20 protein-coding genes are annotated in these 23,766 nt (G+C 62.3%); 13 read left to right on the top strand and 7 right to left on the bottom strand.

Going from position 1 to position 23,766, the window contains the following annotated elements:
- Positions 1 to 16 precede the first annotated feature (16 nt).
- Positions 17 to 868, bottom strand: a complete 852-nt coding sequence (locus tag PJL15_RS00190) for a DUF3097 domain-containing protein (RefSeq protein ID WP_281449213.1) — start codon at positions 866 to 868, stop codon at positions 17 to 19.
- A gap of 242 nt (positions 869 to 1,110) precedes the next feature.
- Between PJL15_RS00190 and hrcA the strand changes: the two genes are divergently transcribed.
- From hrcA to PJL15_RS00175, 3 genes are read left to right on the top strand one after another with little or no spacing between them, the layout of a single operon-like run.
- Entirely contained in the window at positions 1,111 to 2,118 is a 1,008-nt protein-coding gene (hrcA, locus tag PJL15_RS00185; RefSeq protein WP_281449212.1) for a heat-inducible transcriptional repressor HrcA, read from the top strand.
- 50 nt (positions 2,119 to 2,168) lie between these two features.
- Positions 2,169 to 3,293: a molecular chaperone DnaJ gene (dnaJ, locus tag PJL15_RS00180; RefSeq protein ID WP_281449211.1), complete on the top strand. Its 1,125-nt coding sequence runs from the start codon at positions 2,169 to 2,171 to the stop codon at positions 3,291 to 3,293.
- 2 nt (positions 3,294 to 3,295) lie between these two features.
- Positions 3,296 to 4,057, top strand: a complete 762-nt coding sequence (locus PJL15_RS00175) for a 16S rRNA (uracil(1498)-N(3))-methyltransferase (RefSeq protein ID WP_281449210.1) — start codon at positions 3,296 to 3,298, stop codon at positions 4,055 to 4,057.
- Between the two features lie 27 nt (positions 4,058 to 4,084).
- Here PJL15_RS00175 and PJL15_RS00170 read toward each other — a convergent pair whose 3' ends face one another.
- Positions 4,085 to 4,960 carry a GerMN domain-containing protein gene (locus tag PJL15_RS00170; protein WP_281449418.1) on the bottom strand — a complete coding sequence of 292 codons (876 nt, stop codon included), beginning with the start codon at positions 4,958 to 4,960 and terminating at the stop codon, positions 4,085 to 4,087.
- A gap of 377 nt (positions 4,961 to 5,337) precedes the next feature.
- Here PJL15_RS00170 and PJL15_RS00165 point away from each other — a divergent pair, with 377 nt between their 5' ends.
- The 5 genes from PJL15_RS00165 (at position 5,338) to PJL15_RS00145 (ending at position 10,827) form a co-directional block, all read left to right on the top strand.
- Positions 5,338 to 6,417, top strand: coding sequence for a PhoH family protein (locus PJL15_RS00165; RefSeq protein WP_281449209.1), 1,080 nt, complete (start codon positions 5,338 to 5,340; stop codon positions 6,415 to 6,417).
- Complete coding sequence (gene ybeY, locus PJL15_RS00160; RefSeq protein WP_281449208.1) at positions 6,414 to 6,887, top strand: rRNA maturation RNase YbeY; 474 nt, start codon at positions 6,414 to 6,416, stop codon at positions 6,885 to 6,887. Before PJL15_RS00165 ends, ybeY begins: the two co-directional genes overlap by 4 nt.
- Entirely contained in the window at positions 6,884 to 8,215 is a 1,332-nt protein-coding gene (locus PJL15_RS00155) for a hemolysin family protein (protein WP_281449207.1), read from the top strand. Before ybeY ends, PJL15_RS00155 begins: the two co-directional genes overlap by 4 nt.
- Positions 8,199 to 9,161, top strand: a complete 963-nt coding sequence (gene era, locus PJL15_RS00150) for a GTPase Era (protein ID WP_281449206.1) — start codon at positions 8,199 to 8,201, stop codon at positions 9,159 to 9,161. Before PJL15_RS00155 ends, era begins: the two co-directional genes overlap by 17 nt.
- Positions 9,162 to 9,267: 106 nt before the next feature.
- Positions 9,268 to 10,827 (top strand): LCP family protein, encoded by a 1,560-nt coding sequence (locus PJL15_RS00145; RefSeq protein ID WP_281449205.1) that lies wholly within the window; start codon positions 9,268 to 9,270, stop codon positions 10,825 to 10,827.
- Positions 10,828 to 10,898: 71 nt separating this feature from the next.
- On the opposite strand, the gene PJL15_RS00140 is transcribed toward PJL15_RS00145, so the two are convergent.
- Entirely contained in the window at positions 10,899 to 12,851 is a 1,953-nt protein-coding gene (locus PJL15_RS00140) for a M13 family metallopeptidase (RefSeq protein ID WP_281449204.1), read from the bottom strand.
- Positions 12,852 to 13,100: 249 nt separating this feature from the next.
- On the opposite strand from PJL15_RS00140, the gene leuA reads away from it, so the two are divergent.
- From leuA to PJL15_RS00125, 3 genes are all read left to right on the top strand, one after another.
- Positions 13,101 to 14,840 (top strand): 2-isopropylmalate synthase, encoded by a 1,740-nt coding sequence (gene leuA, locus PJL15_RS00135; protein ID WP_281449203.1) that lies wholly within the window; start codon positions 13,101 to 13,103, stop codon positions 14,838 to 14,840.
- A gap of 85 nt (positions 14,841 to 14,925) precedes the next feature.
- Positions 14,926 to 15,678 (top strand): DNA repair protein RecO, encoded by a 753-nt coding sequence (gene recO, locus PJL15_RS00130; protein ID WP_281449202.1) that lies wholly within the window; start codon positions 14,926 to 14,928, stop codon positions 15,676 to 15,678.
- A gap of 2 nt (positions 15,679 to 15,680) precedes the next feature.
- Positions 15,681 to 16,505, top strand: coding sequence for an isoprenyl transferase (locus tag PJL15_RS00125; RefSeq protein ID WP_281449417.1), 825 nt, complete (start codon positions 15,681 to 15,683; stop codon positions 16,503 to 16,505).
- Between the two features lie 15 nt (positions 16,506 to 16,520).
- Here the strand turns inward: PJL15_RS00125 and PJL15_RS00120 are convergent, their stop codons facing one another.
- Genes PJL15_RS00120 through PJL15_RS00110 form a run of 3 tightly spaced genes read right to left on the bottom strand, consistent with a single transcriptional unit; the run spans position 16,521 to position 20,317 of the window.
- Complete coding sequence (locus tag PJL15_RS00120) at positions 16,521 to 17,591, bottom strand: alpha/beta hydrolase (RefSeq protein WP_281449201.1); 1,071 nt, start codon at positions 17,589 to 17,591, stop codon at positions 16,521 to 16,523.
- A complete protein-coding gene (locus PJL15_RS00115; protein WP_281449200.1) occupies positions 17,588 to 18,625 on the bottom strand; it encodes an alpha/beta hydrolase in 1,038 nt (345 codons plus the stop codon). Before PJL15_RS00115 ends, PJL15_RS00120 begins: the two co-directional genes overlap by 4 nt.
- A gap of 9 nt (positions 18,626 to 18,634) precedes the next feature.
- On the bottom strand, positions 18,635 to 20,317 hold the full coding sequence (locus PJL15_RS00110; RefSeq protein ID WP_281449199.1) for an FAD-binding dehydrogenase: 1,683 nt from the start codon (positions 20,315 to 20,317) through the stop codon (positions 18,635 to 18,637).
- Positions 20,318 to 20,385: 68 nt separating this feature from the next.
- Here PJL15_RS00110 and PJL15_RS00105 point away from each other — a divergent pair, with 68 nt between their 5' ends.
- Positions 20,386 to 21,465: a quinone-dependent dihydroorotate dehydrogenase gene (locus PJL15_RS00105; RefSeq protein ID WP_281449198.1), complete on the top strand. Its 1,080-nt coding sequence runs from the start codon at positions 20,386 to 20,388 to the stop codon at positions 21,463 to 21,465.
- 66 nt (positions 21,466 to 21,531) lie between these two features.
- Here PJL15_RS00105 and PJL15_RS00100 read toward each other — a convergent pair whose 3' ends face one another.
- Positions 21,532 to 22,125, bottom strand: a complete 594-nt coding sequence (locus PJL15_RS00100; RefSeq protein WP_039241322.1) for a DUF3043 domain-containing protein — start codon at positions 22,123 to 22,125, stop codon at positions 21,532 to 21,534.
- 115 nt (positions 22,126 to 22,240) lie between these two features.
- On the opposite strand from PJL15_RS00100, the gene PJL15_RS00095 reads away from it, so the two are divergent.
- Entirely contained in the window at positions 22,241 to 23,674 is a 1,434-nt protein-coding gene (locus PJL15_RS00095; protein WP_281449197.1) for a dipeptidase, read from the top strand.
- The last annotated feature ends 92 nt before the right edge of the window (positions 23,675 to 23,766 follow it).

Below are 23,766 nucleotides of genomic sequence, written 5' to 3'. Positions count from 1 at the left end.
TGTGCCAGCCTGAGGATTACGGGACGGTCAGGAAGTCGATGACTTCTTCCACGCGGCCCAGCAAGGAGGCCTCAAGGTCCGCATAGCTGCGTACCGCCCCCAGGAGCCGCTGCCAGCCCAAGCCTATGTCCTCGGCTGTTTCGTGGGGCCACCCGAAGGCGGTGAGTATTCCGGTCTTCCAATCAGTGCCGCGCGCCACGGCGGGCCATTGTTCGATGCCGAGGACCTTGGGCCGGATCGCTTGCCATACGTCCACATAGGGGTGGCCAACGATCAGGACATTGCCGGCCGCGCCTGGGACGGTCATGGCCTCGGCTGCGATACGGGACTCCTTGGAGCCAGCAACGAGGTGGTCCACCAATATGCCCAAGCGGCGGTCCGGGCCCGGGCGGAAGGCCGCAATGGCAGATTTGAGGTCATCCACGCCGTGCAGCGGTTCCACCACGATGCCCTCGACGCGAAGATCGTCACCCCAGACCTTCTCCACGAGTTCGGCGTCGTGCTTGCCTTCCACCCAGATGCGGCTGGCCTTGGCAACCTGCGCCCGTTGCCCCTGGACCTTGACGGAGCCCGAGGCTGTGCGGCCGGGCGATACCCCCGAAGCGGGCTGCCGCGGGGCGGGAGGCATCAACCGGATGGCCTGTCCTTCGAGAAGGAATCCGTACCCGAGTTGGAACGATTTCGTCTTTCCCCGCCTGTCCTCGAGGGACACAATGTGCATGCCGCCGGTCTTTTCCACGCGGGTGACTTCGCCCACCCAACCGGACTGGACGTCTTCGAGCACCATGCCGCGTTGGACGGGCACCTCAGGGAGTTGGCGTTTGGCCGGAGCGGTCAGGTCCTGCGGGCCCCAATTGTCAAAAGCCAAGGAATTCCTACCTCTGTGGTGATGTGCGAAGGGACAGCGACCCGGGGACAGATTCGGCGGCTATCAACCCGTGATCGAGTGCAACCCTGTACGCAGTCCGCGGACGGTTTCAATGCTAGCAACGTGGTGGCTCATACTAGACTTGTTAGCACTTGGGCATGTTGAGTGCTAAGTGCGGTGATCCGTGACGGTCCCGCGGGGACCGGTCCCAGGGACCATGGCAGTCGTCAGGAGGTGGAGCAATGAGTGAGCCACGCAAGTTGGAAGTGCTGCGTGCCATCGTTGAGGATTACGTGCATTCCCGGGAACCCGTGGGATCCAAAGCCCTCGTTGAGAGGCATCACCTCGGCGTCTCCAGCGCCACCATCCGCAATGACATGGCCGTCCTGGAAGAGGAAGGACTCATTGCAGCCCCGCATACCAGCGCGGGCCGGATTCCCACAGACAAGGGCTATCGCCTCTTCGTTGACCGCATTTCCCAGGTCAAGCCGTTGTCCGCCGCCGAGCGGCGGGCCATCCATTCATTGCTTGAGGGCCCTGACGATGTCGATGACATCCTTGAGCGCACCGTCAGGCTCCTTTCGCAGCTGACCAACCAGGTCGCCGTCGTGCAGTACCCGCACTCGAACCGCGCGTTGGTCCGCCACGCCGAGTTCGTACTGTTGGCACCACGGCAAGTGCTCGTTGTCCTGATAGCGGACACTGGCAGCGTCGTGCAGAAAGTCATCGACGTCGGCTCGGAGGTGGCCAACGAGGCACTGATGCTGCTGAGGTCGCGTTTCCTCGGCAGTATTGCCGGCACCCAGCTGGCCCTGTTGCCGCAGGTGCTTCCTTCGGTGGTGGCCCTTTGTCCGCCGGACCTTCGCACCCTTGCCCAGACCCTGGCCCACGGCCTGGAATCATTGAGCGACACCAGCCGTGAAGAGCGAATCCTCATGGCCGGCACGGCCAACCTCGCACGCTCCAACGTGGACTTCCCGCTGAGCATCGGACCTGTGCTTGAAGCCCTCGAGGAACAAGTTGTCATGCTCCGGTTGTTGTCGGACATGGGGGACGATCCCCGGGGCGTCACGGTCAGCATCGGCCGGGAGAATCCGTACGACGGACTCGCCGAGGCATCTGTCGTGGCCACCGGCTATGGCTCTGGTGCCAAAGTGGGAATCCTCGGACCAACCCGCATGGACTATCCCACCACCATGGCCGCAGTCCGCGCCGTGGCCCGCTACCTTTCCCGCATTCTCGGCGGCTGAACACCGGCCCGAAAAAACATCCGCAGTACAACCAGGAAGAGATACCGACTTTGAGCAGCCACTATGACGTTTTGGGAGTCTCTCCGGAAGCCACCGGGGAAGAGATCAAAAAGGCGTACCGCAAGTTGGCGCGGAAACTCCACCCGGACGTAAACCCCGGTGAAGATGTCGCGGAGCAGTTCAAGGCCGTGACGCATGCCTACGAAGTCCTCTCAGATCCGCAGAAACGCCGCGTCTACGACGCCACGGGCAACGAGAATGGGACTGACAACGGCTTCGGCGGTGGATACGCAGGCCAGGGCTTCGCCTTCCAGGACATCTTCGATAACTTCTTTGGCGGTGGGGGCCACACCGGACCTGCCTCCCGCGTCCGGCGGGGCCAGGACGCCCTCATCAGCGTTCGGATTGACCTCAAGGATGCCGTTTTCGGCGTCAACAAGAAGCTTGAAGTGGACACGGCCGTGGTCTGCCCCACCTGCGATGGCAGCTGCTGCCGCCCCGGCACGCACCCGGAGCGCTGCGACATCTGTGGTGGCAGCGGCCAGGTGCAGCGTGCCGTTCGCTCCATCCTCGGACAGGTCCTCACCACAGCCCCTTGCGGTTCCTGCGAAGGGTTCGGCACCGTCATCAAGGACCCCTGCAACGAGTGCAACGGCCAGGGCCGCATCCGGAGTCGTCGCTCGCTGACCATCAAGGTTCCGGCCGGCGTCGCTACTGGCACACGCATTCAGCTGTCCGGTCAGGGCGAGGCGGGTCCCGCGGGTGGTCCTGCCGGTGATCTCTACGTGGAGATCCGCGTCAACAACGATGCCACGTTCGTTCGTGAGGGCGATGACCTTCACGCCACCCTGAGCGTGCCCATGACGGCCGCAGCGCTTGGTACCGAGGTGCAGCTTGAAACTTTCGACGGCGCACAGGACATCGAGGTGAAGGCCGGTACCCAGTCCGGAGAGATCATTACCCTTCGTGGCCTCGGCGTGACGCACCTCCGGGGCTACGGACGTGGCGATCTCAAGGTGCATCTGCACGTGGAAACACCTACCAAGCTGGACCATGCCCAGGAAGAACTCCTGCAGCAGCTCGCGAAGCTTCGCGGGGAGCAGTTCACCGAAGGCAAACTTGTTGCCAGCGGCGGCATGTTCGCGAAGCTCCGGGACAAGCTCGGTAACCTGTAGCGGTGAGCAACCCCGTTTTCTTCACACCGGCCGGTAGTCTCAGCCAGGTGGACCCTGGGTCAGCATTTGTCCTGGAGGGGTCTGAGGCAAGGCACGCCGTCACGGTTAAGCGCCTGGCCGTCGGCGAGTCCGTTGACATCGCCGACGGCGCTGGCGCGAGGCTTACCGGAACGGTCGCCGACGTCGGACCCGGCACCTTGACGGTCACAGCGGCGGAGGTCGTTTTCGAAGAGCAGCCGCAGGTCCGTTTGGTGCTGGTCCAGGCTTTGGCCAAGGGCGACCGCGATGAGCTTGCCATCGAGACGGCTACCGAGCTCGGAATTGATGCCGTTGTTCCCTGGCAGTCGGAGCGCTCCATCGTGCGCTGGAAGGCGGACAGGGCGGCCAAGGCACATGCGAAATGGCAGTCGGTGGTCACTGCGGCAGCCAAACAGGCGCGTCGGGCCTGGATACCCCCGGTCCGTCCGATCGTTGATTCCAGCGGGCTGGCCAAAGCCGTAGCGGATGCCGACTTGGCGATCATCCTTCACGAGGATGCCAAGAACCCCTTGCGGGACGTTCTGGCTACGCTGGAAGTTGATGGTGCTTCGCCCCGCGAAGTTCTTTTGATAGTCGGGCCGGAGGGCGGAATCTCGCCGCGGGAAGTGACGCGGCTCAGCGATGCCGGAGCCGTAACGGCTCTCTTGGGTCACCACGTCCTGCGGTCCTCGACGGCGGGACCGGCCGCCGTCGTTCTTGCCAGTGACGTCCTCGGACGCTGGTAGCCGGCGCCCCGACCGGCGCAAAGGGCCTTAGGCCACGTTGAACAACCGTGTGTCCGTGCTGGATTCGATGGCCTTGCCGGCGTCGTCCACCTCTGACACACGCAACTCGTACTTGCCGGGCTTCAGCGTGGCGCCGAAGCTGAAGAGACCGTACTGCCCTGGTTCGCCTGTTGCCTTGGTTTGGCCCGTCAGCAGGCTCGACTTCTCACCCTTGCCGTTGTCCTGGAGGATCTGCCAGCTGATGGGTCGTGAATTGTCCGTGATACGGCCATTGAACTTAATCAGGCCAGGGGGCAGCGATACGTCTTCCTGGGGATCGATGATCCACAGCGGCGCCACCAGCGAGGCGTCGCGGGTCATGGGTTCGCCAAGTTTTACCTGGCCAAATGCCATGTAGTCCTTGTGCCCGTCCACCAGGATGACTACCTGGATCTGCTGCCCGGAGTTGATAAGTCCGGAGGACGAGGCCGCCGCTGTGGCCGTGTAGACCAGCTGCTGGATGGCCCGCTGCGCCATCCCGGCGTCCAGGTTCGAGTTGAAGGCGTCACGGGAAACGTCAACAGTGATCACGTTCTTGCCCGAAATCGAGGTCGCCAGGTTGCCCGGTTCCTGCCAAGGCGTGAAGAAATCGTGATCCAGGGGCTTTTCGGCCATCATGATCCGAAGCGCGGTGGTCACAGGGTTGCCATCGCCGGAGATGTCCCGGAATTCGCGATAGAGGTAGACCTCTTCCTTGCTCCGCCCAATCCAGTAAACCGGGATCTTGGTTGAGGCCTGGGTGGTTTCCAGCGGGGCGTTGCTCGCTGGGGCGTCCTGGACGGACATCGGCGGCGAACTCGTCGTAACCTGGCTTCCTCCGCCGCCGTTGGCGATGCAGCCCGTCAGCAGCAGGACAGCAAGCATCGCCGGCGCAGCGACGGCGGACCTTGTCCGCTTGCGTGCGCCAGTCCCGTTGCTCACTGGCTTGGTGATGGCGTTTCCTGTCTTACGATGCAAATGACGGCCACTGTTGGGGTGGGCCGCTTGGGTTCGGGCTGTGGGGGCTCAAGCCACCCTCCCTGCCAGCTTGGCACATCGTCGACGCCGACCGGCCGGGTTTGCGGGGAGGCGGACCAACTGAAACATGATTGATACCGGCTTGATGCCGAGTTGAGACAAAATGTCAGACCTGCTCTTGCCGGCACGGTTTGGGCCACTTGGAGAGGTTCATCCCGGGCCGCCCTGGCGTAGGATTGCGTCATACGATCAACCGGAGGAGAACAGGCCGTACGGCCAGCACTATGAGTGAATCTTTGAACGGGCGGCTCAGGACCGGCAACGGGAACCAACCGCCCACCGAGTTCCCGCACACATTACCGGGCACGCGCACGGAAGTTGTCACTTTCGAGAACTCCGACCAGATGGTTCACTCGCTGGGCAGCCACGACGAAGCCTTGCGGTACATCGAGGAGCAATTCCAGGACGTTAACTTCCATGTCCGGGGCAACGAGCTTTCCATGACCGGGCCTTCCACGGTCATTCCCCGCATCATGCGCCTTCTGGAGGAAGTGCGCGGCCTTGTGGCGAAGGGAACAGTTGTCACGCCGGACGTGCTGCAGCAGCTTGTGTCCCTCCTGAGGACCCAATCCGTGCAGAATCCTGCGGATGTCCTGACCCACAACATCCTCTCCAGCCGGGGCAAGACCATCAGGCCCAAGACGCTGAACCAGAAGAACTACGTGGACGCCATTGACGACAACACGGTGATCTTCGGAATCGGTCCTGCAGGAACCGGCAAGACGTACCTGGCAATGGCTAAGGCTGTCCAGGCGCTCCAAACGAAGGAAGTCAGCCGGATCATCCTGACGCGGCCGGCTGTTGAGGCGGGGGAGAGGTTGGGATTCCTGCCGGGCACCCTCAGCGACAAGATCGACCCCTATTTGCGGCCCCTTTACGATGCACTGCACGACATGATGGATCCGGAATCCATTCCGCGTTTGATGGCGGCAGGAACCATCGAAGTGGCGCCGTTGGCCTACATGCGTGGACGTACGTTGAACGATGCCTTCATCATCCTTGACGAGGCCCAGAACACCACTCCCGAACAGATGAAGATGTTTCTGACCCGGCTCGGGTTCGGGTCCAAAATGGTGGTCACTGGCGACGTTACGCAGATCGACCTGCCCTTCGGTTCAACATCGGGGCTGCGGATAGTCCGCGAGATCCTGACCGGCATCGACGACGTCAATTTCTCGATCCTTGAAGCAGCCGACGTCGTGCGCCACCGCTTGGTCGCCGACATCGTCTCCGCCTACAGCGCATGGGACGATGCCCACCGCCCGGAGGCCGCCAACACCCATAAACGTGGAGAACGTAAATGAGCATTGAAGTCAACAACGAGTCCGGCGTGGAAGTGGATGAAGCTCAGTTGGTGACGTTGTCCCGCTTCATCTTTGAGCGCTTGTACATCCACCCACAGGCAGAGCTGTCCATCCTGTTGGTGGACGAGCCGGCCATGGAGAAACTTCATATTGAGCTGATGGACGAACCCGGAGCCACGGATGTGCTCTCCGTGCCCATGGACGAGCTCACGCCCGGCACCCCGGACAAGCCGACTCCGCAGGGAATGCTAGGGGACATCGCAATCTGCCCCCAAGTGGCTGAGGTGCAGGCGCGTAACGCCGGCCACCCCACCCAGGACGAAATGTTGTTGCTGACCACGCACGGAATTCTCCATCTGCTGGGCTTCGACCACGCCGAACCTGACGAAAAAGAAGAAATGTTTGGCTTGCAGCGGGAACTGCTGTCTGAATTCCTGGGCAAGGATGCCCCCATGGAGACCATGCAGTGACCTCGATCATCCTGGTCGGCATGGCGCTGGTTTTCCTCAGTTTTGTTGCCTTGCTGACAGCAGCCGAGGCTGCGTTCAACTTCCTGCCCCGGCATGAGGCCGAACAGTCCATTGGCCGGAACAAAGGCAAAGCCCTGGCCGGCATCCTCGCAAACCCGATTGCCCACATGCGCGCATTGCGCTTCTGGCGTGTGTGGTTCGAGATGGCGGCGGCAGTGGCGGTTGCTGTTGTCCTCCACAGTTTGTTGGATAACGTGTGGCTTGCCGGGCTCGCCGCAACAGGGATCATGGCTGTCATCGGCTTTGTTCTGGTAGGGGTTTCGCCCCGTCAACTGGGGCGGGCGCACTCCGGGCCGGTGGTTCGTTTCACCGCACCGCTGATCAGGTTCCTCTGCTGGATCCTGGGCCCGATCCCGGGCTGGTTGGTGGCACTTGGCCAGGCTGTGGCCCCCGGTGCCCCGAGCGGCGATGACGCTTTCGTCAGCGAAGAAGAGTTCCGTGAATTCGTGGACCGCGCTGCCGAGTCGGACATGATCGAGGACAACGAAGCCGAGCTCATCCATTCAGTCTTCGATTTCGGCGACACCCTGGTGCGTTCGGTCATGGTTCCCCGCACGGACATCGTCAGCATCGGAACCGGCGCCGACCTCGAGACTGCCATGGGCTTGTTCCTCCGGTCCGGGTACTCACGCATTCCCGTCATAGGCGAAAACACCGATCAAATCCGCGGCATCCTGTACCTCAAGGATGTTGCCGCGGCCATGCATCGCGGTGAACCGGGATTGCAGGCGCACGACGTCGATTCGCTGGCCCGCGATGTCCGTTATGTCCCCGAATCCAAACCAGTGAGCGATCTACTGAAGGAACTCCAGCAGGAGTCCACCCACGTGGCCATTGTCATTGATGAGTACGGTGGAACCGCCGGTTTGGTGACCCTGGAAGACCTCATCGAGGAGATCGTTGGTGAAATCGTGGACGAATACGATGCCGCCGCGGAGGAGGCAGTGGATCTGGGTGACGGTCACTTCCGCGTCAGCGCACGCATGAGTATCGATGACCTGGGCGAGCTGTTCGACATCGACCTCGACGACGACGAGGTGGACACCGTTGGTGGCCTCCTCGCCAAGGCCCTGGGCCAGGTTCCGATCGTTGGAAGCTCCGTTGAAGTGAACGGGGTGTTCCTTAAGGCAGATAGGCTGGAGGGTCGCCGAAACAGGGTCAGCCATATCATTGCGGCAGCCATGCCAAAGGAAGACACTGACCTTGAAGACCTTCTGGACGACGCCGAGTCAACGCAACAGGGAGTTCCACGTGAACAAGCAAAATAAGAAATTCGACGCCGATAGCGACTTCGGCGGCTTTCACGCGGGGTTCTCGGTGCTTGTGGGGCGGCCGAATGCGGGTAAATCCACCCTGACCAATGCCTTGGTGGGCCAGAAGGTCGCCATCACCTCGGCCAAGCCGCAAACCACGCGTCACACCATCCGAGGTATCGTCCACCGCGAGGACGCGCAATTGATCCTTGTGGACACCCCGGGTCTGCATCGTCCCCGCACCCTCTTGGGTAAGCGGCTCAACGAACTCGTTGCAGACACTTTGGCCGAAGTCGATGCCATCGGATTCTGCCTGCCCGCCAACGAAAAGATCGGCCCTGGCGACAAATTCATCGCGGCCCAGCTGGCCGCCGTCGGACGTAAGCCGATCGTTGCCCTGGTGACCAAGACCGATCTCGTCGACCGTCAGGCACTGACTGAGCAGTTGCTCGCTGTCGCAGCGTTGGGCCGGGAGGTCCTGGGTGAACAAGGCTGGGCTGACATTGTCCCGGTCTCGGCGGCCGACGGTTTCCAGGTCTCCACTGTTGCGGACGTGCTGATCAGCCACATGCCGTCTTCGCCGCCCCTATACCCGGACGGTGAGCTGACTGATGAGCCGGAAGCGGTCATGATCGCAGAACTCATCCGTGAAGCCGCTTTGGAGGGTGTCCGCGACGAACTTCCACACTCACTGGCCGTAGTGGTGGAGGAAATCGTTCCCCGTGAAGGGCGCACCGAGGACAATCCGCTCCTGGACGTACGGGTCAATCTTTACGTGGAGAGGCCCTCACAGAAAGCGATCATTATCGGCAAGGGTGGAAGCCGGCTGCGTGAGGTGGGAACCAACGCGCGCAAGGGCATCGAGACGCTGCTCGGTACCCGGATCTACCTCGATTTGCACGTCAAGGTGGCCAAGGACTGGCAGCGTGATCCCAAGCAATTGGTCAAACTCGGATTCTAGGCCGCAAGGCTGGATCCGGCGTGGCTCCCGGCCCGATAAGGAACTTCCCAGAAACGGCAACTATGATTGCGGGGATCGAGCTGTTTAAGGAAAGGTAAACCGAATAGTGCGACGTCGTGACGCCCGCCCGCAGGGCACCGGCACCGCTGGCCCCGTTGCGGCACGCCATGGAGGGGATGCCGACGGCACTCCACGCCATATGAATGAACGCAAGGGACTGCCGCTTTGGCTGAAGATTGTCACGGGTGTGGTCTCCGTTGCGTTGGTCGCTGGCGTCGCCTTTGCTGCTTTCTGGTTCATCCGGCTGCAGAGCAACATCACCAAAGCTCCCTTGAGCGCTGCGGAGACCCGTAATGCCGGTGATGCCCTGGCCAATGACAAGACCGACCGCCTGCAGATCCTGATCCTCGGCTCCGATACCCGTGACGGCAAGAACTCCGAGTACGGTACGTCCGAGGACTCCTCCGGCTATGGGCACTCGGACGTCATGATGCTGCTGGACATCTCCGCCGACAACAAGCGGGTCAATGTCCTCAGTTTCCCCCGGGACTTGTTGGTGGATGTTCCCCAGTGCACCGACCACACCAACAACCAGACCTTTCCTGCCCGAAGCGGCGTCATGATCAATGAAGCCATGGCCGAGGCCGGTATCGGTTGCGCAGTGGATACCGTCAACAAGCTGACCGGCCTGGAAATCGACCACTTCATGATGGCGGACTTCAATGCTGTCAAGGAACTGTCGCACGCTGTGGGCGGCGTCAATGTCTGCGTCAGCGACCCCGTCTTTGACCCGGATTCCCGACTGCGCCTGCCCAAGGGCGACTCCCTTGTAGAAGGCGAACAGGCTTTGGCCTTCCTGCGCACCAGGCATGCGTTCGGCGACGGAGGCGACTTGGGCCGCATCAAGGGCCAGCAGGCGTTCCTTTCATCGTTGACCCGAAAGCTCAAGAGTGAAGGGACGTTGGGCAATCCGCAGCGGCTCCTCCAGATTGCCGACGTCGTCACCCAAAACTTGACCGTTGATGAGGGCCTTGCCTCGGTCCCGTCGCTGCTGACAATTGGTGGGCGCCTGAAGGACATTGATGTGTCCAAGGTGGCTTTCGTAGCGGTGCCTACCCAGGCCGCAGCAGTTGATCTGAACCGGCTGGAACTTGTGGAACCCCAGGCGTCCCAGCTCTTCGCCGCCTTGCGTGCAGATCTTGACCTGACCACGCCGGGAGCTACGTCCACGCCCACCCCCACAGAGACTCCGGCGCCCCAGCCAACAGCCACGACGCCGGCAGCGCCTGCCTATGACAAAGCTATTCAGCCTGTCTCCGTAGCCAACGGCAGCGGTGTGGCCACCAGGGCCCAGGAGCTGCTGACCGTCCTGACGGGCAACGGCTTTACCCAGGCTGTTTCCTACCTGGCCAACCCTGTCGACCAAACGGTGCTTTACTACGGCCAGGGCTTCGCCGATGTAGCCGCCGACGTTGCCAAGCTCTACGGCATCCCTGCGGCCCAGGTCCAGGAAGCCCCGGGGGTTGCCGGCGTACAGCTTTACGTGGGCACGGACTTCACAACGGGCACAGCTTACGGAGCAGCTTCGGTGCCGTCCAACGTGGTCAACCAGACCGCCAGCGACGCTGTGTGCCAATCGGTGAACCCGCTCTACATTGATCAGTAGCACGTACAAACAAAGCTAACGAAAAGGCTGGGCCGGTCCTACGACCGGCCCAGCCTTTTTCTCAGCGTTTGTTACCAGATGCTGACGCGTTCCCCAGGCTCGGTCCACATGCCGTCTGCTTCGGTCACTTCGAAGGCTTCATGGAAAGCGTCGAGGTTCCGGGCTATGGCATTCGTGCGGAATTCGTTGGGGGAGTGGGGGTCAGTGGCCAGCCTACGGATGGCTTCTTCCGTTCGGATGACCTGGCGCCATCCCGCAGCCCACGACATGAAGAACCGTTGCTGTCCGGTGAAGCCGTCAATGACTTCGGGTTCTTTCCCGTCAAGGCTCAACAGGTATGCCTTGTAGGCAATGGTCAGGCCGCCGAGATCTCCGATGTTTTCGCCCAAGGTGAGTTTGCCGTTCACCTTGTGATCCGGAGCCGCATACGGGGACAGGGCATCGAATTGGGCGACGAGCTTGGCGGTCAGTGCATCGAAGGCCTGGCGATCGTCCTCGGTCCACCAGTTGCGCAACGCCCCGCTGCCGTCGAACTGCGATCCCTGATCATCGAAGCCATGGCCGATCTCATGTCCGATCACTGCCCCGATTCCACCGTAGTTCACCGCGTCATCGGCCTCCGCGGTGAAGAACGGAGGTTGGAGGATGGCGGCCGGGAAAACAATCTCATTCAACATCGGGTGGTAATAGGCGTTAACCGTCTGGGGCGTCATGAGCCACTTCGTCAGGTCAACGGGCTTGCCGATCTCGTCCAGGTGCCGGTCCACGTCGGCGTCGTGGGCGCGTTCAACATTGCCAAGAAGATCGTTGGGGTCGATCTCCACGGCCGAATAATCGATCCACTTTTCGGGAAAGCCGATTTTGGGACGGAAGGCGTCCAGCTTCTTGAGGGCTTCCTTCTTGGTCTCCTCACCCATCCACGCCAGGGAAGAGATGCTTTCGCGGTAGGCCTCGATCAAGTTGCTTACCAAGGTCTCCATCCGGGCCTTGTGGCCTGCAGGGAAATGCCGTTCGACGTAAATCTGTCCAACCGCTTCACCGAGCGCAGCTTCCACCACGGCCACGCCACGCTTCCAGCGCTCCTTGTTTTGCGGCGTACCGCTGAGGGTGGTGCCGTAGAAGTCGAAGTTCGTGTCCACGAATTCGGAGGACAGGTAAGGCGCAGCCGAACTGAGGACGCGGAGTGTCAACCAGTCCTTCCACGACTGCAAGGGCTCGGATTCCAGCAATCCGGCGGCACCCGTGAAGAAGTCGGGAGTGCTCACGACAATCTCACGCCGCTTTGCTGCATCCACGCGTGCCGCCTCGAACCACGTGTCCAGCAACGGGAAGAGGTCAGTTGCCTCCTCAGCGGATTTGAGGTTGTAGGTCTTCTGGGGATCCCGAAGCGTGACGTTATCCCAATGGTGGGAAGCCAGTGCAGTCTCAAGCGCGACGACACGTTGTGCAGCACTGGAGGCATCGGCTATGCCGGCGAGCGTGAACAGCTTTTCGATGTAGCCGCTGTAGGCAGTCACAATGCCGGCAAACTTCTCATCCCGGTAGTACGACTCATCGGGCAACCCCAGGCCCCCCTGCCCGATGTACAGCAGGATTCGTTCGGGGTTGCCGGCATCCGGTGCGGGATAGATCGAAAAGAGCCCGGACACATCCGAGCGGAAAAGCCGGCCGATCAGGGCAGCCAGGTCCCGGGGCGAATCCACGGCGGCTACTTCGTCCAGGCGGGTCCGCACGGGATCGAGCCCCTTTGTTTCCGCTGCAGCCTCGTCCATGAAGCTGGCGTAGAGCCCACCCACTTTTTGTTCGACGCCGGTTGCCGCTTCACCCTTGCCGGCTGCTTCTTCGATAATCGCCTTGACGGCGAGCTCGGCCCCGTCACGCAACGCGGTGAAGGTACCTTCCAGCGGCCTGTCATCCGGAATCGTAGTGCTGTTGAGCCACGCGCCGTTGACGTGTTGATAGAGGTCGTCCTGGGGCCGGACGCTGTTGTCGATATTCGAAAGTGTGATCCCCGACTGTGGCACTGTGGCTCCTTGTGTGGACGCTGCAGCCGGCGTTGCCACCGTCGCGGCGTCTGCATAGTGGACGTTGCATGAGGTGTTGCACTGTCATCATACGCACCGTGTTACTGTAATTTTGTGCGTGCGGAAATGCTTCTTCTTAGCTGCCGCGGCGAGGCCTGAAAGCTATCTGACGCTGGGCCATCCTCGCCGCGGAGTTTCGTTGTGTCCGGCTAAGCTTTCATTTAGTTCTTAGAGAAAAGGCCACACGTCATGCGTAATGCACAAAAGCCCTCCGGTATGCCTACTCACCGCTACCTGCCGTTCCAGGACCAGATCAACGTCGAGGTTCCTGACCGCACGTGGCCGGACAAGGTCATTACCAAAGCTCCGCGGTGGTGCGCGGTCGACCTGCGCGACGGCAACCAGGCGCTGATTGACCCCATGAGCCCGGCCCGCAAGCTGAAGATGTTCCAATTGCTGGTCAAGATGGGCTACAAGGAAATCGAAGTCGGCTTCCCGTCGGCGTCGCAGACAGACTTCGACTTTGTCCGCCAGCTCATCGAGGGCGGCCACATTCCCGACGACGTCACCATCCAGGTTCTGACCCAGGCGCGCGAACACCTGATCGAGCGGACCTATGAGTCCCTGGTAGGCGCCAAGCAGGCAATCGTCCACCTGTACAACTCAACATCCGTGTTGCAGCGGCGGGTGGTGTTCAATCAGGACGAAGACGGCATTCTGGACATTGCGCTGCAGGGTGCCCGCCTCTGCAAGAAATACGAAGAAACCCTCACGGACACACACATCACCTACGAATACTCGCCGGAGTCCTTCACGGGAACTGAGCTCGAGTACGCCGCACGCGTGTGCAACGCCATTGCAGACGTCTTTGAAGCTTCAGCCGACAAGCAGGTCATCATCAACCTGCCTGCCACGGTTGAAATGGCTACCCCGAACGTCTACGCCGACTCGATCGAATGGATGCACCGCAACCTGCATCCCCGCGAGGGCATCATCATTTCCCTGCACCCGCACAATGACCGCGGGACCGGGGTAGCAGCCGCCGAATTAGGCTACCTGGCCGGCGCGGACCGCATTGAGGGCTGCCTCTTTGGCAATGGAGAACGCACAGGCAACGTGGACCTGGTGACGCTCGGACTGAATATGTTTGTCCAGGGCGTGGACCCCATGATCGACTTCTCCGACATCGACGAAATCCGCCGCACGGTGGAGTACTGCAACCAGTTGCCTGTTCCTGAGCGCTCTCCCTACGGCGGTGACCTGGTATTCACGGCCTTCTCCGGATCGCACCAGGACGCCATCAAGAAGGGCTTCGAAGCCCTGGAGAAGGACGCCGCAGCTGCCGGAAAGTCCGTGGATGACTTCACCTGGCAGGTTCCCTACCTGCCGATCGACCCCAAGGACCTGGGTCGCAGCTACGAGGCCGTCATCCGGGTCAATTCCCAGTCCGGCAAGGGCGGTGTGGCCTACTTGCTGAAGAATGAGCACAACCTGGACCTGCCGCGTCGAGCCCAGATCGAGTTCTCGGGAGTTATCCAGCGCCGGACCGATGCCGTGGGCGGCGAGGTAAGCGGGTCACAGTTGTGGCAGATCTTCCAGGATGAATACCTGCCCTCCGACCAGGAGCAAGCCCAGTGGGGCCGTTATGCACTGGGCAGCGTGAGCACCGAGACTGATGAAGCCGGTGCCATGACCATGAACGCAAACCTGCGGATCGACGGCGCCGAGGTTCGTCGTACCGGCCACGGCAATGGGCCAATTGCGGCCCTGTTGGACATCCTGCACCAGGATGGCGTTGATGTCCGGGTCCTGGACTACAGCGAGCACGCCTTGTCCGAGGGCGGCAGTGCAAGCGCAGCCGCATACGTTGAATGCGCGGTCGGAGAGCGCGTCCTGTGGGGTGTGGGCATCGACCCCAGCACCACGACGTCGTCACTCAAAGCACTGATCTCGGCCGTGAACCGGGCTGTCCGGGACGCCCAGGCCTAAGCACCCTGCCGTGTGGTGACAGGAAACTCTGTCACCACACGGTCCTGCAACCGTTCCGGGTGCAGGCATAGTGCGAAGATTAGTTGTGGCCAATCCATCGTTTGCAGCACGGTCCTACCGGGACGATGCCGTGGTTCTCCGTACCCACAAGCTGGGAGAGGCAGATCGCATCATTACCTTGCTGACCAAGCATCATGGGCAGGTGCGGGCCGTGGCCAAGGGAGTCCGGAGGACAAGCAGCCGCTTCGGAGCCCGGCTTGAGCCCTTCATGGTGGCAGACCTGCAACTGGTTGCGGGTCGGACCTTGGACATCGTCACCCAGGCAGTGGCAAAAGGTGCCTACGGAAGCAGTATTGCGGCCGACTACGGCAGATTCACAGTGGCTGCCGCCATGACGGAGACGGCCGAAAAGTTGACGGATGCTGACACCGAATCAGGTACAGCCCAATACAACCTTCTTGTGGGCGCGCTGGCAGCCCTGAGCCGTTCGGACCATCCGCCGGAGCTGATCCTGGACTCCTATCTGCTCCGTGCGCTGGCCACTGGCGGTTGGGCGCCCAGCTTTACCGCTTGTGCCCGGTGTGGCCGGCCAGGTCCCCACACAGCATTCGCCGCTCCGGTGGGCGGAATGGTCTGCGGGGACTGCAGGCCGCCGGGTTCGCCGGCGCCGGCCGCCGAGACCGTGGTGCTGCTGGGGGCCCTGCTGACCGGAAACTGGGAGGTCGCCGACGCTTCTGACCCCCGGCACCGCAGGGAAGCCGCCGGGCTGGTAGCCAGCTACCTGCAATGGCATTTGGAACGGGCCTTGAAATCACTCAAACACGTGGAGCGAAGCTGACAGTGGCACTTGGTAAGAAGAGCAGGACAACAGCGGCAAGGACTGCCCCCGTCATCGCACCCTATGGCCATCCCTCCGGAGCAGTTCCACCAAGAATTCCCAGTGAGCTGATCCCGCAGCACGTGGCAATTGTCATGGATGGCAACGGTCGTTGGGCCAACCAGCGCGGATTACCCCGGATCGAGGGACACAAGGCCGGAGAGCCGGCCCTTCTGGACGTGATGGCTGGAGCCATCGAACTCGGAATCAAGTACGTCAGCGTATATGCCTTTTCGACGGAGAACTGGCGGCGTTCACCCGAAGAAGTACGTTTCCTCATGGGTTTTAACAAGGATGTGCTTCGAAGGCAGCGGAACCAGCTCGACGAATGGGGCGTGCGCATCCGGTGGGCCGGTCGGCGACCCCGCCTTTGGGGTTCGGTCATCAAGGAGTTGGAAGAGGCGGAGGAGTACACCCGTGCCAACGACACCTGCCATCTGACCATGTGTGTTAATTACGGTGGCCGCGCCGAGATTGCCGACGCCGTGTCCGCCATTGCCCAGGATGTCGCGGCGGGGCGCCTGAAGCCCGGGGCTGTCTCGGAAAAGACCATTCAAAGGTACCTGGACGAGCCCGATCTCCCCGATGTCGATCTTTTCCTGCGAAGCTCGGGGGAACAGCGGCTGTCCAATTTCCTGCTGTGGCAATCGGCATACGCGGAATTCGTCTTCATGGACACCCTGTGGCCCGACGTCGACAGGCGGACGTTGTGGGACGCCGTCGAAATCTATGCCAAGCGCGACAGGCGCTATGGCGGCGCCGTGGACGCAGCCCCTGCCGCGAAATAGCATGCGCGTGCTATTTCAGTACGGGTAAGCGGCCAGCCACACTGCCACGTCACGGTACGCCTGTTGGCGAACGGTGCGACGGGACAGGAAGACGTCGTGGAGGGCACCCGGGTACCGGAAGACGGCGGTTCGCCGCGCCAGTCCAAGGGCGCGTCGAGAGGTTTCTTCGACGTCGATGACGGCATCGGCGCGCATGAGGTCCGCCGTCCATTCGCCTTGAATCCTGGTTCGCCCCGAGAGCAGGACAAGGACCGGGGCATCGATGTTCAACTTTCGTTCCACGGCCGCGTGCCCTGCCAGGACGGCCTTGGTCCAGCCGGCGCGAATGGGAAAGGAAGCGCGCGGGCGCCACACCGGGTCCAGCATCCACTCGCCATGGGCCTCGATACTGACGCTCTCCCAGTAGGCAGGCATTTCCGGGAAACGGAAGGGACGTTTCGGGTCCGTACGAGCGAAGGGCTCAACCAAGTGCATGGCGATGCTTCGGACCAAACTGCTGCCCTGGAGCTCGAGCCACGGGGAATTGAGAACCAGGGTGCCCACTTTGCCGGGATTGCGGTTGGCCCAGAGCGCCGCGATGAGCCCGCCAAGTGAGTGGGCAATCAGGTGGACCGTGGGCGGAACCCGGTTGCTGGTCCGCGAGGCCACGTCGATTTCGATTTCCCTGAGGGCTGCCGAGAGGTCTTCGTCGTACACGCCGAGATCGGAGGTGTAACCCGGTGTCTGCCCTGGAAGCAGGCTTCGACCGAATTTGCGCAAATCCAACGCATAGAACAGAAAACCGGACGCCGTGAGGTATTCGGCCAGTTCGGTCTGGAGGAAGTAGTCGGCCCAGCCGTGGAGGTAGAGCACTACCCTGGGTGCCCCGCCCGGTGCAAGGGGTGTGCGTCGCTTTCGCTTGGCGAAGGTAGTGAGGAAATCGAGGATGCCGTGGGGAGCTGCGTCCTCCACGGGTGGGGCATGCCGCACAAGCGTGGCTTTGACCGGCCCTTCTTCGTCCGGCTTCAGCGGCAGGTCCATACATTCGTAATTATGGCCCAGGACATCTGGCCTCCACTCGGCGTCGGGTTTTCCTGTGGTCGTCATGCATCCCCTTCCTGTTGATGGTCCGTAGCGCCATAGCGCATGTATCCGCTGATCCAGCGGGCGAGCCTTGCGTAGGCATCCTTCCTCACCGCCGGGGCGGAAAGGAAAACATCATGCAGGCCGCCATCAATGCGTTCCAACGTGACTGTCCGCCCGAGCGCCATGGCGCGGAGGGCGATGATGCCCACATCCAGGACGGCATCGGAGCGACGCATCGACTCCTGCCACACCATGCCATTGGCGCTGGCCGCTGAGGTCAGGACCAGCACCGGTATCTCAAGGTTCAACCCGCGGGATACCTGCGAGTGGCCCGCGAAGACGGCGCTCAGCCACCCTGCCCGCACGGGAAAGGCAAGCGGGGGCCGGTACTTCTCGTCCAAGGCCCATTCTCCTTCGGCGGTGCTGCTGATGCTGCGGAAGTAGAAACCCCTCTCGGGCAATCGCAGCACGGTCTCCGGACGAAGCTTGGCAAGGGGCGCCACCATGGCTTGGGCGGCGCGGCGGACCAGTGAGTTCCCGTGCATTTCAAGCCATGGACTGTCCAGGACCAAGGATTGGATTTCGCCGGGGTGCCGGCTTGCCCACAGGGCGGCCACCAATCCTCCTGTGGAATGTCCCATCAACGTGAGGCTGCCCGGCGGACCGGGCCGGTCAGCACGGATGAGGTCCATTGCCCCGTTGATTTCAGCGTCGTAGTAGCTCAAATCAGCTACATAGCCGCCGGGGTTGTCCGACTGCAGGCTTCGTCCGTGGTTATGCATGTCCAATGCATAGAAGTCATAGCCTTGGGCCGCCCAGAACCTGGCAAGTTCCGTATTGAAGAAGTAATCGCTCCAACCATGGAGGAAAAGTACGGCTCCATCGGGCCCCGTGCCGTTTCCCGGCGCAGTAACAGGCTGGCCACTCTCCGGACGGGCAGCCGTCTCGGTTCGATGCCGGATCAGCGTGGCGTGGCGGAGCACGCCATCCGGCCCCGCGGCGTCGAAGCCGCAGGACTGAAAGTCCTTTCCCAGAATGTCATGGGTCCACTCCATGGCTTTAGCTTAGACACGGGCAGCGGCGTCCCGTCCCGCTGCCCGTCCGGAAAAGAGGCAACCACCGAGGAACGTTCCTTCCAGGGCGCGGTATCCGTGGATGCCCCCACCGCCGAACCCCGCAGCTTCGCCAGCTGCGTAAAGACCAGGTACGGCTTTGCCGTCACCGCCGAGCACCCTTGATCTCAGGTCTGTCTGAAGACCGCCGAGGCTCTTCCTGGTCAAAACCGACAGGCGGATGGCTATCAAAGGTCCGTGTGCGGGATCGCTCAGGCGGTGCGGGGGCGCCACGCGCATCAGTTTGTCGGTGGCGAAGCGCCTGGCTGACCTTATGGCGGCAAGTTGGGGGTCCTTGCCCAAGCCACTGGATACCTGGCGGTCGCGGGCCTGGACCAAAGCCTCCAGGGAGCCGGCGTCGATCAACTGGTTTTCGGCCAAGTGGTTCATCCCTGCCGCGAGTTTCCGCACCGACGCGGCCTGGATGAAGTCTTCGCCTCTTTCGATGAAACGCTGGATGGGGGAGTCGCTGCCTGGTTTCAGGCGCGAGGCCAGGAGCCGCACGTCCTTGCCGGTAAGGTCGGGGTTCTGTTCCGATCCGGACAGGGCAAGTTCCTTGAGTGCGATGGTCCTGTTCAGGACGAACCACGAGTATCCGTGGTTGGTCGAGAGAATGTGGCGCAAGGCCCCGAGGGAATCGAAGCCGGGAAAGAGCGGTGCCGGCAATTGGGAGCCGGTGGCGTCGAGCCATAGCGCTGATGGGCCAGGCAGAATGCGGATGCCGTGCTTGGGCCATACGGGATCGTAATTGTGGATGCCCTCGGGGTAGTGCCACATCCGATCCCCGTTGATCAATGATCCGCCTGCTGCCGCTACGGCCGGAAGGAATTCACCGTCCACGGATGCCGGAACACCGCTGAGCATCTCCGCGGGGGCGTTTCCGCCAGGCCATTGCCGACGCACGAGTGCGTGGTTGCCGCCGATCCCGCCGGTGGTCACCACGACGGCCCCGGCATTCACCTCGAAATCTGCGACGGCGACGCGTGAGGAGGCCTGGCCCCGCACCGCCGTCGACGGTTCAAGGACCTGGCCGGACACGCCGGTGACCTTGCCCGCCGTCGTCGTTAACGATCCCGCTTTGTGCCTGAAGCACATCCGCACCCGCCCGGCCGCCACGCCCTCCTGCACCTTGGCAAGGAACGGTTCTACGAGTGCCGGGCCCGTTCCCCAGGTCACGTGGAAGCGGGGAACCGTGTTGCCATGTCCCTGTGGCCCGTAGCCTCCCCGCTCCGCCCACTGGACCAGGGGAAAGATACCGACGCCGAGGCTCTTGAGCCAGCTCCGTTTCTCGCCCGCCGCGAAATGGACATAGGCCTCAGCCCAGGCGCGCGCCTGAACGTCGGCGGGCCGGTCGAAAGCAGCCGAAGCAAGCCAATCGGACAAGGCAAGGTCTGCGCTGTCCCTGACACCCAGCCTGCGCTGCTCCGGGGTATCCACCATGAACAGGCCGCCGAAGGACCAATGCGCCTGGCCTCCAACGGACGCTTCCGGCTCCTGGTCGAGCACAACAACGCTCTTGCCCGCCGCGTATGCGGTGGCTGCCGCCACCAGCCCGGCCAAGCCGGCACCAACTACTGCGATGTCGGCAGAAATCGACCCATGTCCATGATGTGCGTCACTATCCTCCGTTGGCATGCGTACATGCTAGCGGCTTGCACAGTCATGGGTTTGGTGAGATGTCCCGGAACAGCAAAACTAGGAACATGCGTGTTTACCCCACATTCTTCAAGTTGGCCTTCTCCTGGATGGATGCCGAGAAAGCCCACAAGATCGGTTTCCAGGCGATCCGGGCAGCGCACCGCACAGGTGCCGGCCGGATCCTGGCCAGGTTGACTGCCCCCGACGCCTCCTTGAGGACTGAAGCCCTGGGCCTGACTTTCCCGTCGCCCTTCGGACTGGCGGCCGGATTCGACAAGGAAGGCCACGGCATTGAGGCCTTGGCTGACCTCGGTTTTGGCCACGTCGAAGTGGGCACCATCACCGGCCAGGCACAACCGGGCAATGAGAAGCCGCGTCTGTTCCGTCTTGTTGAGGACCGGGCGGTCGTCAACCGCATGGGATTCAATAACGACGGCGCCGCTGCAGTTGCGCCGCGGCTCAAGTCGGCGCGGGCTGCTTTGCAAAGGCTTTACCCTGACACCCGGCCGGTCATCGGGGTCAACATCGGCAAGACCAAGGCTGTCGACCTGGATGAGGCCACAGGCGACTACCTTGTGAGTGCCCGCAGCCTCGCTCCGGCGGCCGACTATCTTGTGGTGAACGTGAGCTCGCCGAACACGCCCGGACTCCGCTTGCTTCAGAACGTTGAAACCCTGCGTCCGCTGCTGAGGGCAGTCGGGGACGCTGCGGACGAGGCTGCGGGAAGGCACGTTCCCCTGCTGGTCAAGATTGCTCCGGACTTGTCCGATGAAGACGTGGACGATGTCGCCCGTCTGGCCTTGGACCTTAAGCTCGACGGAATCATCGCCACGAACACCACGATTTCACGAGCCGGCCTCACGTCCGATCCAGCAATGGTCGAGGCGCTCGGTGCCGGTGGATTGTCCGGAGCTCCGCTCAAACAGCGCTCCTTGGAGGTCCTTCGCAGGCTCAAGGATGCTGTGGGGGATCAGCTGGTACTCATCGCTGTTGGTGGTGTGGAAACCCCCCGCGACGTGCAGGACCGCCTGGACGCCGGCGCGACCTTGGTGCAGGGATACACCGCGTTCCTTTATGAAGGCCCGTTCTGGGCTTCCCGCATCAACAAGGGCTTGGTGAAGCTGCGCCAGCGGGCATCGCGCTAAGGTGGCCTGACAACAGAAGACCCCGGACCGATGGTCCGGGGTCTTCTTTTTGGATGGTGGTGGCGCCTAGGCCGGGTACTGTCCGCGCTTCACCTGCGGCTTGGGCAAACGCAGCTTGCGGAATTGCAGGGCACGCATGCAGCCGTACCAGACGGATCCGCGCTCAACCTCGCCGAACTTTGCGGTCAGCTGCTTGCGGAGCTTGCGCGACAGAATGAAAACATCCACGAAGACGGCAAGGAACATGATCCAGAAGCCCACAAGGACGTAGCTGATACCTGCGCTGGTCGGCGGAATGATCAGGGAGATTACTACGAACAGCAGGGCGCCGAACATGAGGTATTCACCCAGGCTGAATCGGGCGTCAACGTAGTCACGCACGTACCGCTTCTGGGGGCCCTTGTCCCGCAAGGGGAGGAACTTTTCGTCACCGGTATCCAGGGCCTGCCGCATTTTTTGGCGCTGGTCCTGGATGGCCACCCTTTCCGCGGCCTTGGAGGCCTTACGGTCGGTGGGCACCAAAGGGCGCTTCCGGGCTGCTTCCTGGGCTTTCCGCTTGGGCGTAGGGGTGCCCTTGCCGGCACCCGGTCCCGGGGCAGTGGCGTAGGCCTGGTCTACTACTGACTGAGCGCTGGGCTCTTCCTTTTTACGTCCGAACACCCATACAGAATACCCCTCGGCGAGGTGGCGTACGTTACGTCGACCCCGTGATGCGTCTGCTTTGCCGGGCCGCGCGTCCCGGGATGGCCGTTTCCCCGGAGGTAAAGTGTGGGCCATGACTTCAGCACATGCGGACACCCCGCAGAACAAGCAACCGTACTCTGGCGGGATCCCGGTGGAAGCACTGACTATGGCCGTCAATGAGTCCTTCGACGCCACGATGGAATCCCTGAGGAACCTGGTGTCCATCCCCGGCATTGCGTGGCCCAGTTTCGACCCCAAGGAACTCGACCGCAGTGCCGAGGCCGTATCTTCGCTGGTGGAGGCCGCCGGCATGACGGACGTCCGCGTCTTGAGATGCGACAAAGCCGACGGTACCCCCGGTGGTCCCGCCGTCGTCGCCCGCAGGCCCGCCGCGGCGGGAAAGCCCACCATCCTGCTGTACGCCCATCACGACGTGCAGCCGCCTGGGGACCGGAGTCTTTGGCTGTCCGAACCCTTCGTTGCCGAAGAGCGGGACGGCCGCTTGTACGGACGCGGTGCGGCTGACGACAAGGCGGGCATCATGGCGCACTTGGCCGCTTACAGTGCAGTCAGCAAAGTCCTTGGCGAAGAGTTCGGCCTTGGCGTGACCTTCTTCTTCGAGGGCGAGGAAGAAGCCGGTTCGCCTACCTTCCGCGCGTTCCTCGAGGAGCACCAGGAGCTTTTACGCTCAGACGTGATCGTTGTGGCGGACTCCAGCAACTGGAAAGTGGGTGTGCCGGCCCTGACAACCAGCCTTCGTGGCCTGGTGGATGGCACGTTCGAAGTTCGAGTACTGGACCATGCCGTCCACTCGGGTATGTTCGGCGGACCGGTGCTGGACGCCCCCACTCTTCTGTCCCGGCTCATAGCGACACTCCACGACGACGACGGCAACGTGGCGGTCGCCGGGCTGGTAGGGCGTGACGACGTGGCGGTCGACCTCACCGAGGAGGACTACCGCGCCGATGCTTCGGTGCTCGACGGCGTGCGTCTCGCCGGCAGCGGGACCATCGGTTCGCGCCTGTGGACCAAGCCTGCACTGTCCATCATCGGCATGGACGTCCCGGCCGTCGACGTTGCTTCCAACACCTTGATTCCCGCAGCGCGGGCCAAGTTCAGCATGCGCCTGGCTCCCGGACAGGATCCTGATGCTGCGATGGATGCCCTGAAGAGCCACGTCGAATCGAAGGCGCCATTTGGAGCGAAGGTGACGTTCACTCCGGGGGAGCGGGGTAACCCGTTCGCCACCGACACCTCTTCTGTCGCTGCGAAGCTCGCTTTGTGGGCCCTGGAGGAGTCGTGGGGCGTCAAGCCCGTGGAGATGGGCATCGGCGGATCCATCCCGTTCATTGCCGACCTCCTGGAGATGTATCCGGACGTTCAGATCCTTGTAACAGGTGTGGAGGACCCTGATTCCCGGGCACATAGTGCCAACGAATCACTCCACATCGGCGACTTCCGTCACGCCGTGCTGGCCGAAGCGCTGATGCTCGCGAGGCTTAACGCCGAAGGGCTTGGGGCATAGCGGGTCGGGAACAACGAAATGCTGTCTGTGGTTACGTCAGGAGTTATAGGTAAGCGTCTGCGCGACGTAGCATTAGCTATAACCCGTAAGTA

The organism is Paenarthrobacter nitroguajacolicus (assembly GCF_029952445.1).
GTDB classification, from domain to species: domain Bacteria; phylum Actinomycetota; class Actinomycetes; order Actinomycetales; family Micrococcaceae; genus Arthrobacter; species Arthrobacter nitroguajacolicus_B.
The sequence above is the reverse complement of the archived record's forward strand: the minus strand, read 5'-3'. Positions and strand labels throughout refer to the sequence as shown.

What these genes read in the sequence shown, in the direction of transcription:
- PJL15_RS00095 (WP_281449197.1), top strand. Translation starts at nt 22,241, where the DNA reads ATGACTTCAGCACATGCGGACACCCCGCAGAACAAGCAACCGTACTCT.
- PJL15_RS00110 (WP_281449199.1), bottom strand. Translation starts at nt 20,317, where the DNA reads ATGCCAACGGAGGATAGTGACGCACATCATGGACATGGGTCGATTTCT.
- hrcA (WP_281449212.1), top strand. Translation starts at nt 1,111, where the DNA reads ATGAGTGAGCCACGCAAGTTGGAAGTGCTGCGTGCCATCGTTGAGGAT.
- ybeY (WP_281449208.1), top strand. Translation starts at nt 6,414, where the DNA reads ATGAGCATTGAAGTCAACAACGAGTCCGGCGTGGAAGTGGATGAAGCT.
- PJL15_RS00115 (WP_281449200.1), bottom strand. Translation starts at nt 18,625, where the DNA reads ATGGAGTGGACCCATGACATTCTGGGAAAGGACTTTCAGTCCTGCGGC.
- PJL15_RS00105 (WP_281449198.1), top strand. Translation starts at nt 20,386, where the DNA reads ATGCGTGTTTACCCCACATTCTTCAAGTTGGCCTTCTCCTGGATGGAT.
- PJL15_RS00120 (WP_281449201.1), bottom strand. Translation starts at nt 17,591, where the DNA reads ATGACGACCACAGGAAAACCCGACGCCGAGTGGAGGCCAGATGTCCTG.
- PJL15_RS00165 (WP_281449209.1), top strand. Translation starts at nt 5,338, where the DNA reads ATGAGTGAATCTTTGAACGGGCGGCTCAGGACCGGCAACGGGAACCAA.
- PJL15_RS00170 (WP_281449418.1), bottom strand. Translation starts at nt 4,960, where the DNA reads ATGCTTGCTGTCCTGCTGCTGACGGGCTGCATCGCCAACGGCGGCGGA.
- leuA (WP_281449203.1), top strand. Translation starts at nt 13,101, where the DNA reads ATGCGTAATGCACAAAAGCCCTCCGGTATGCCTACTCACCGCTACCTG.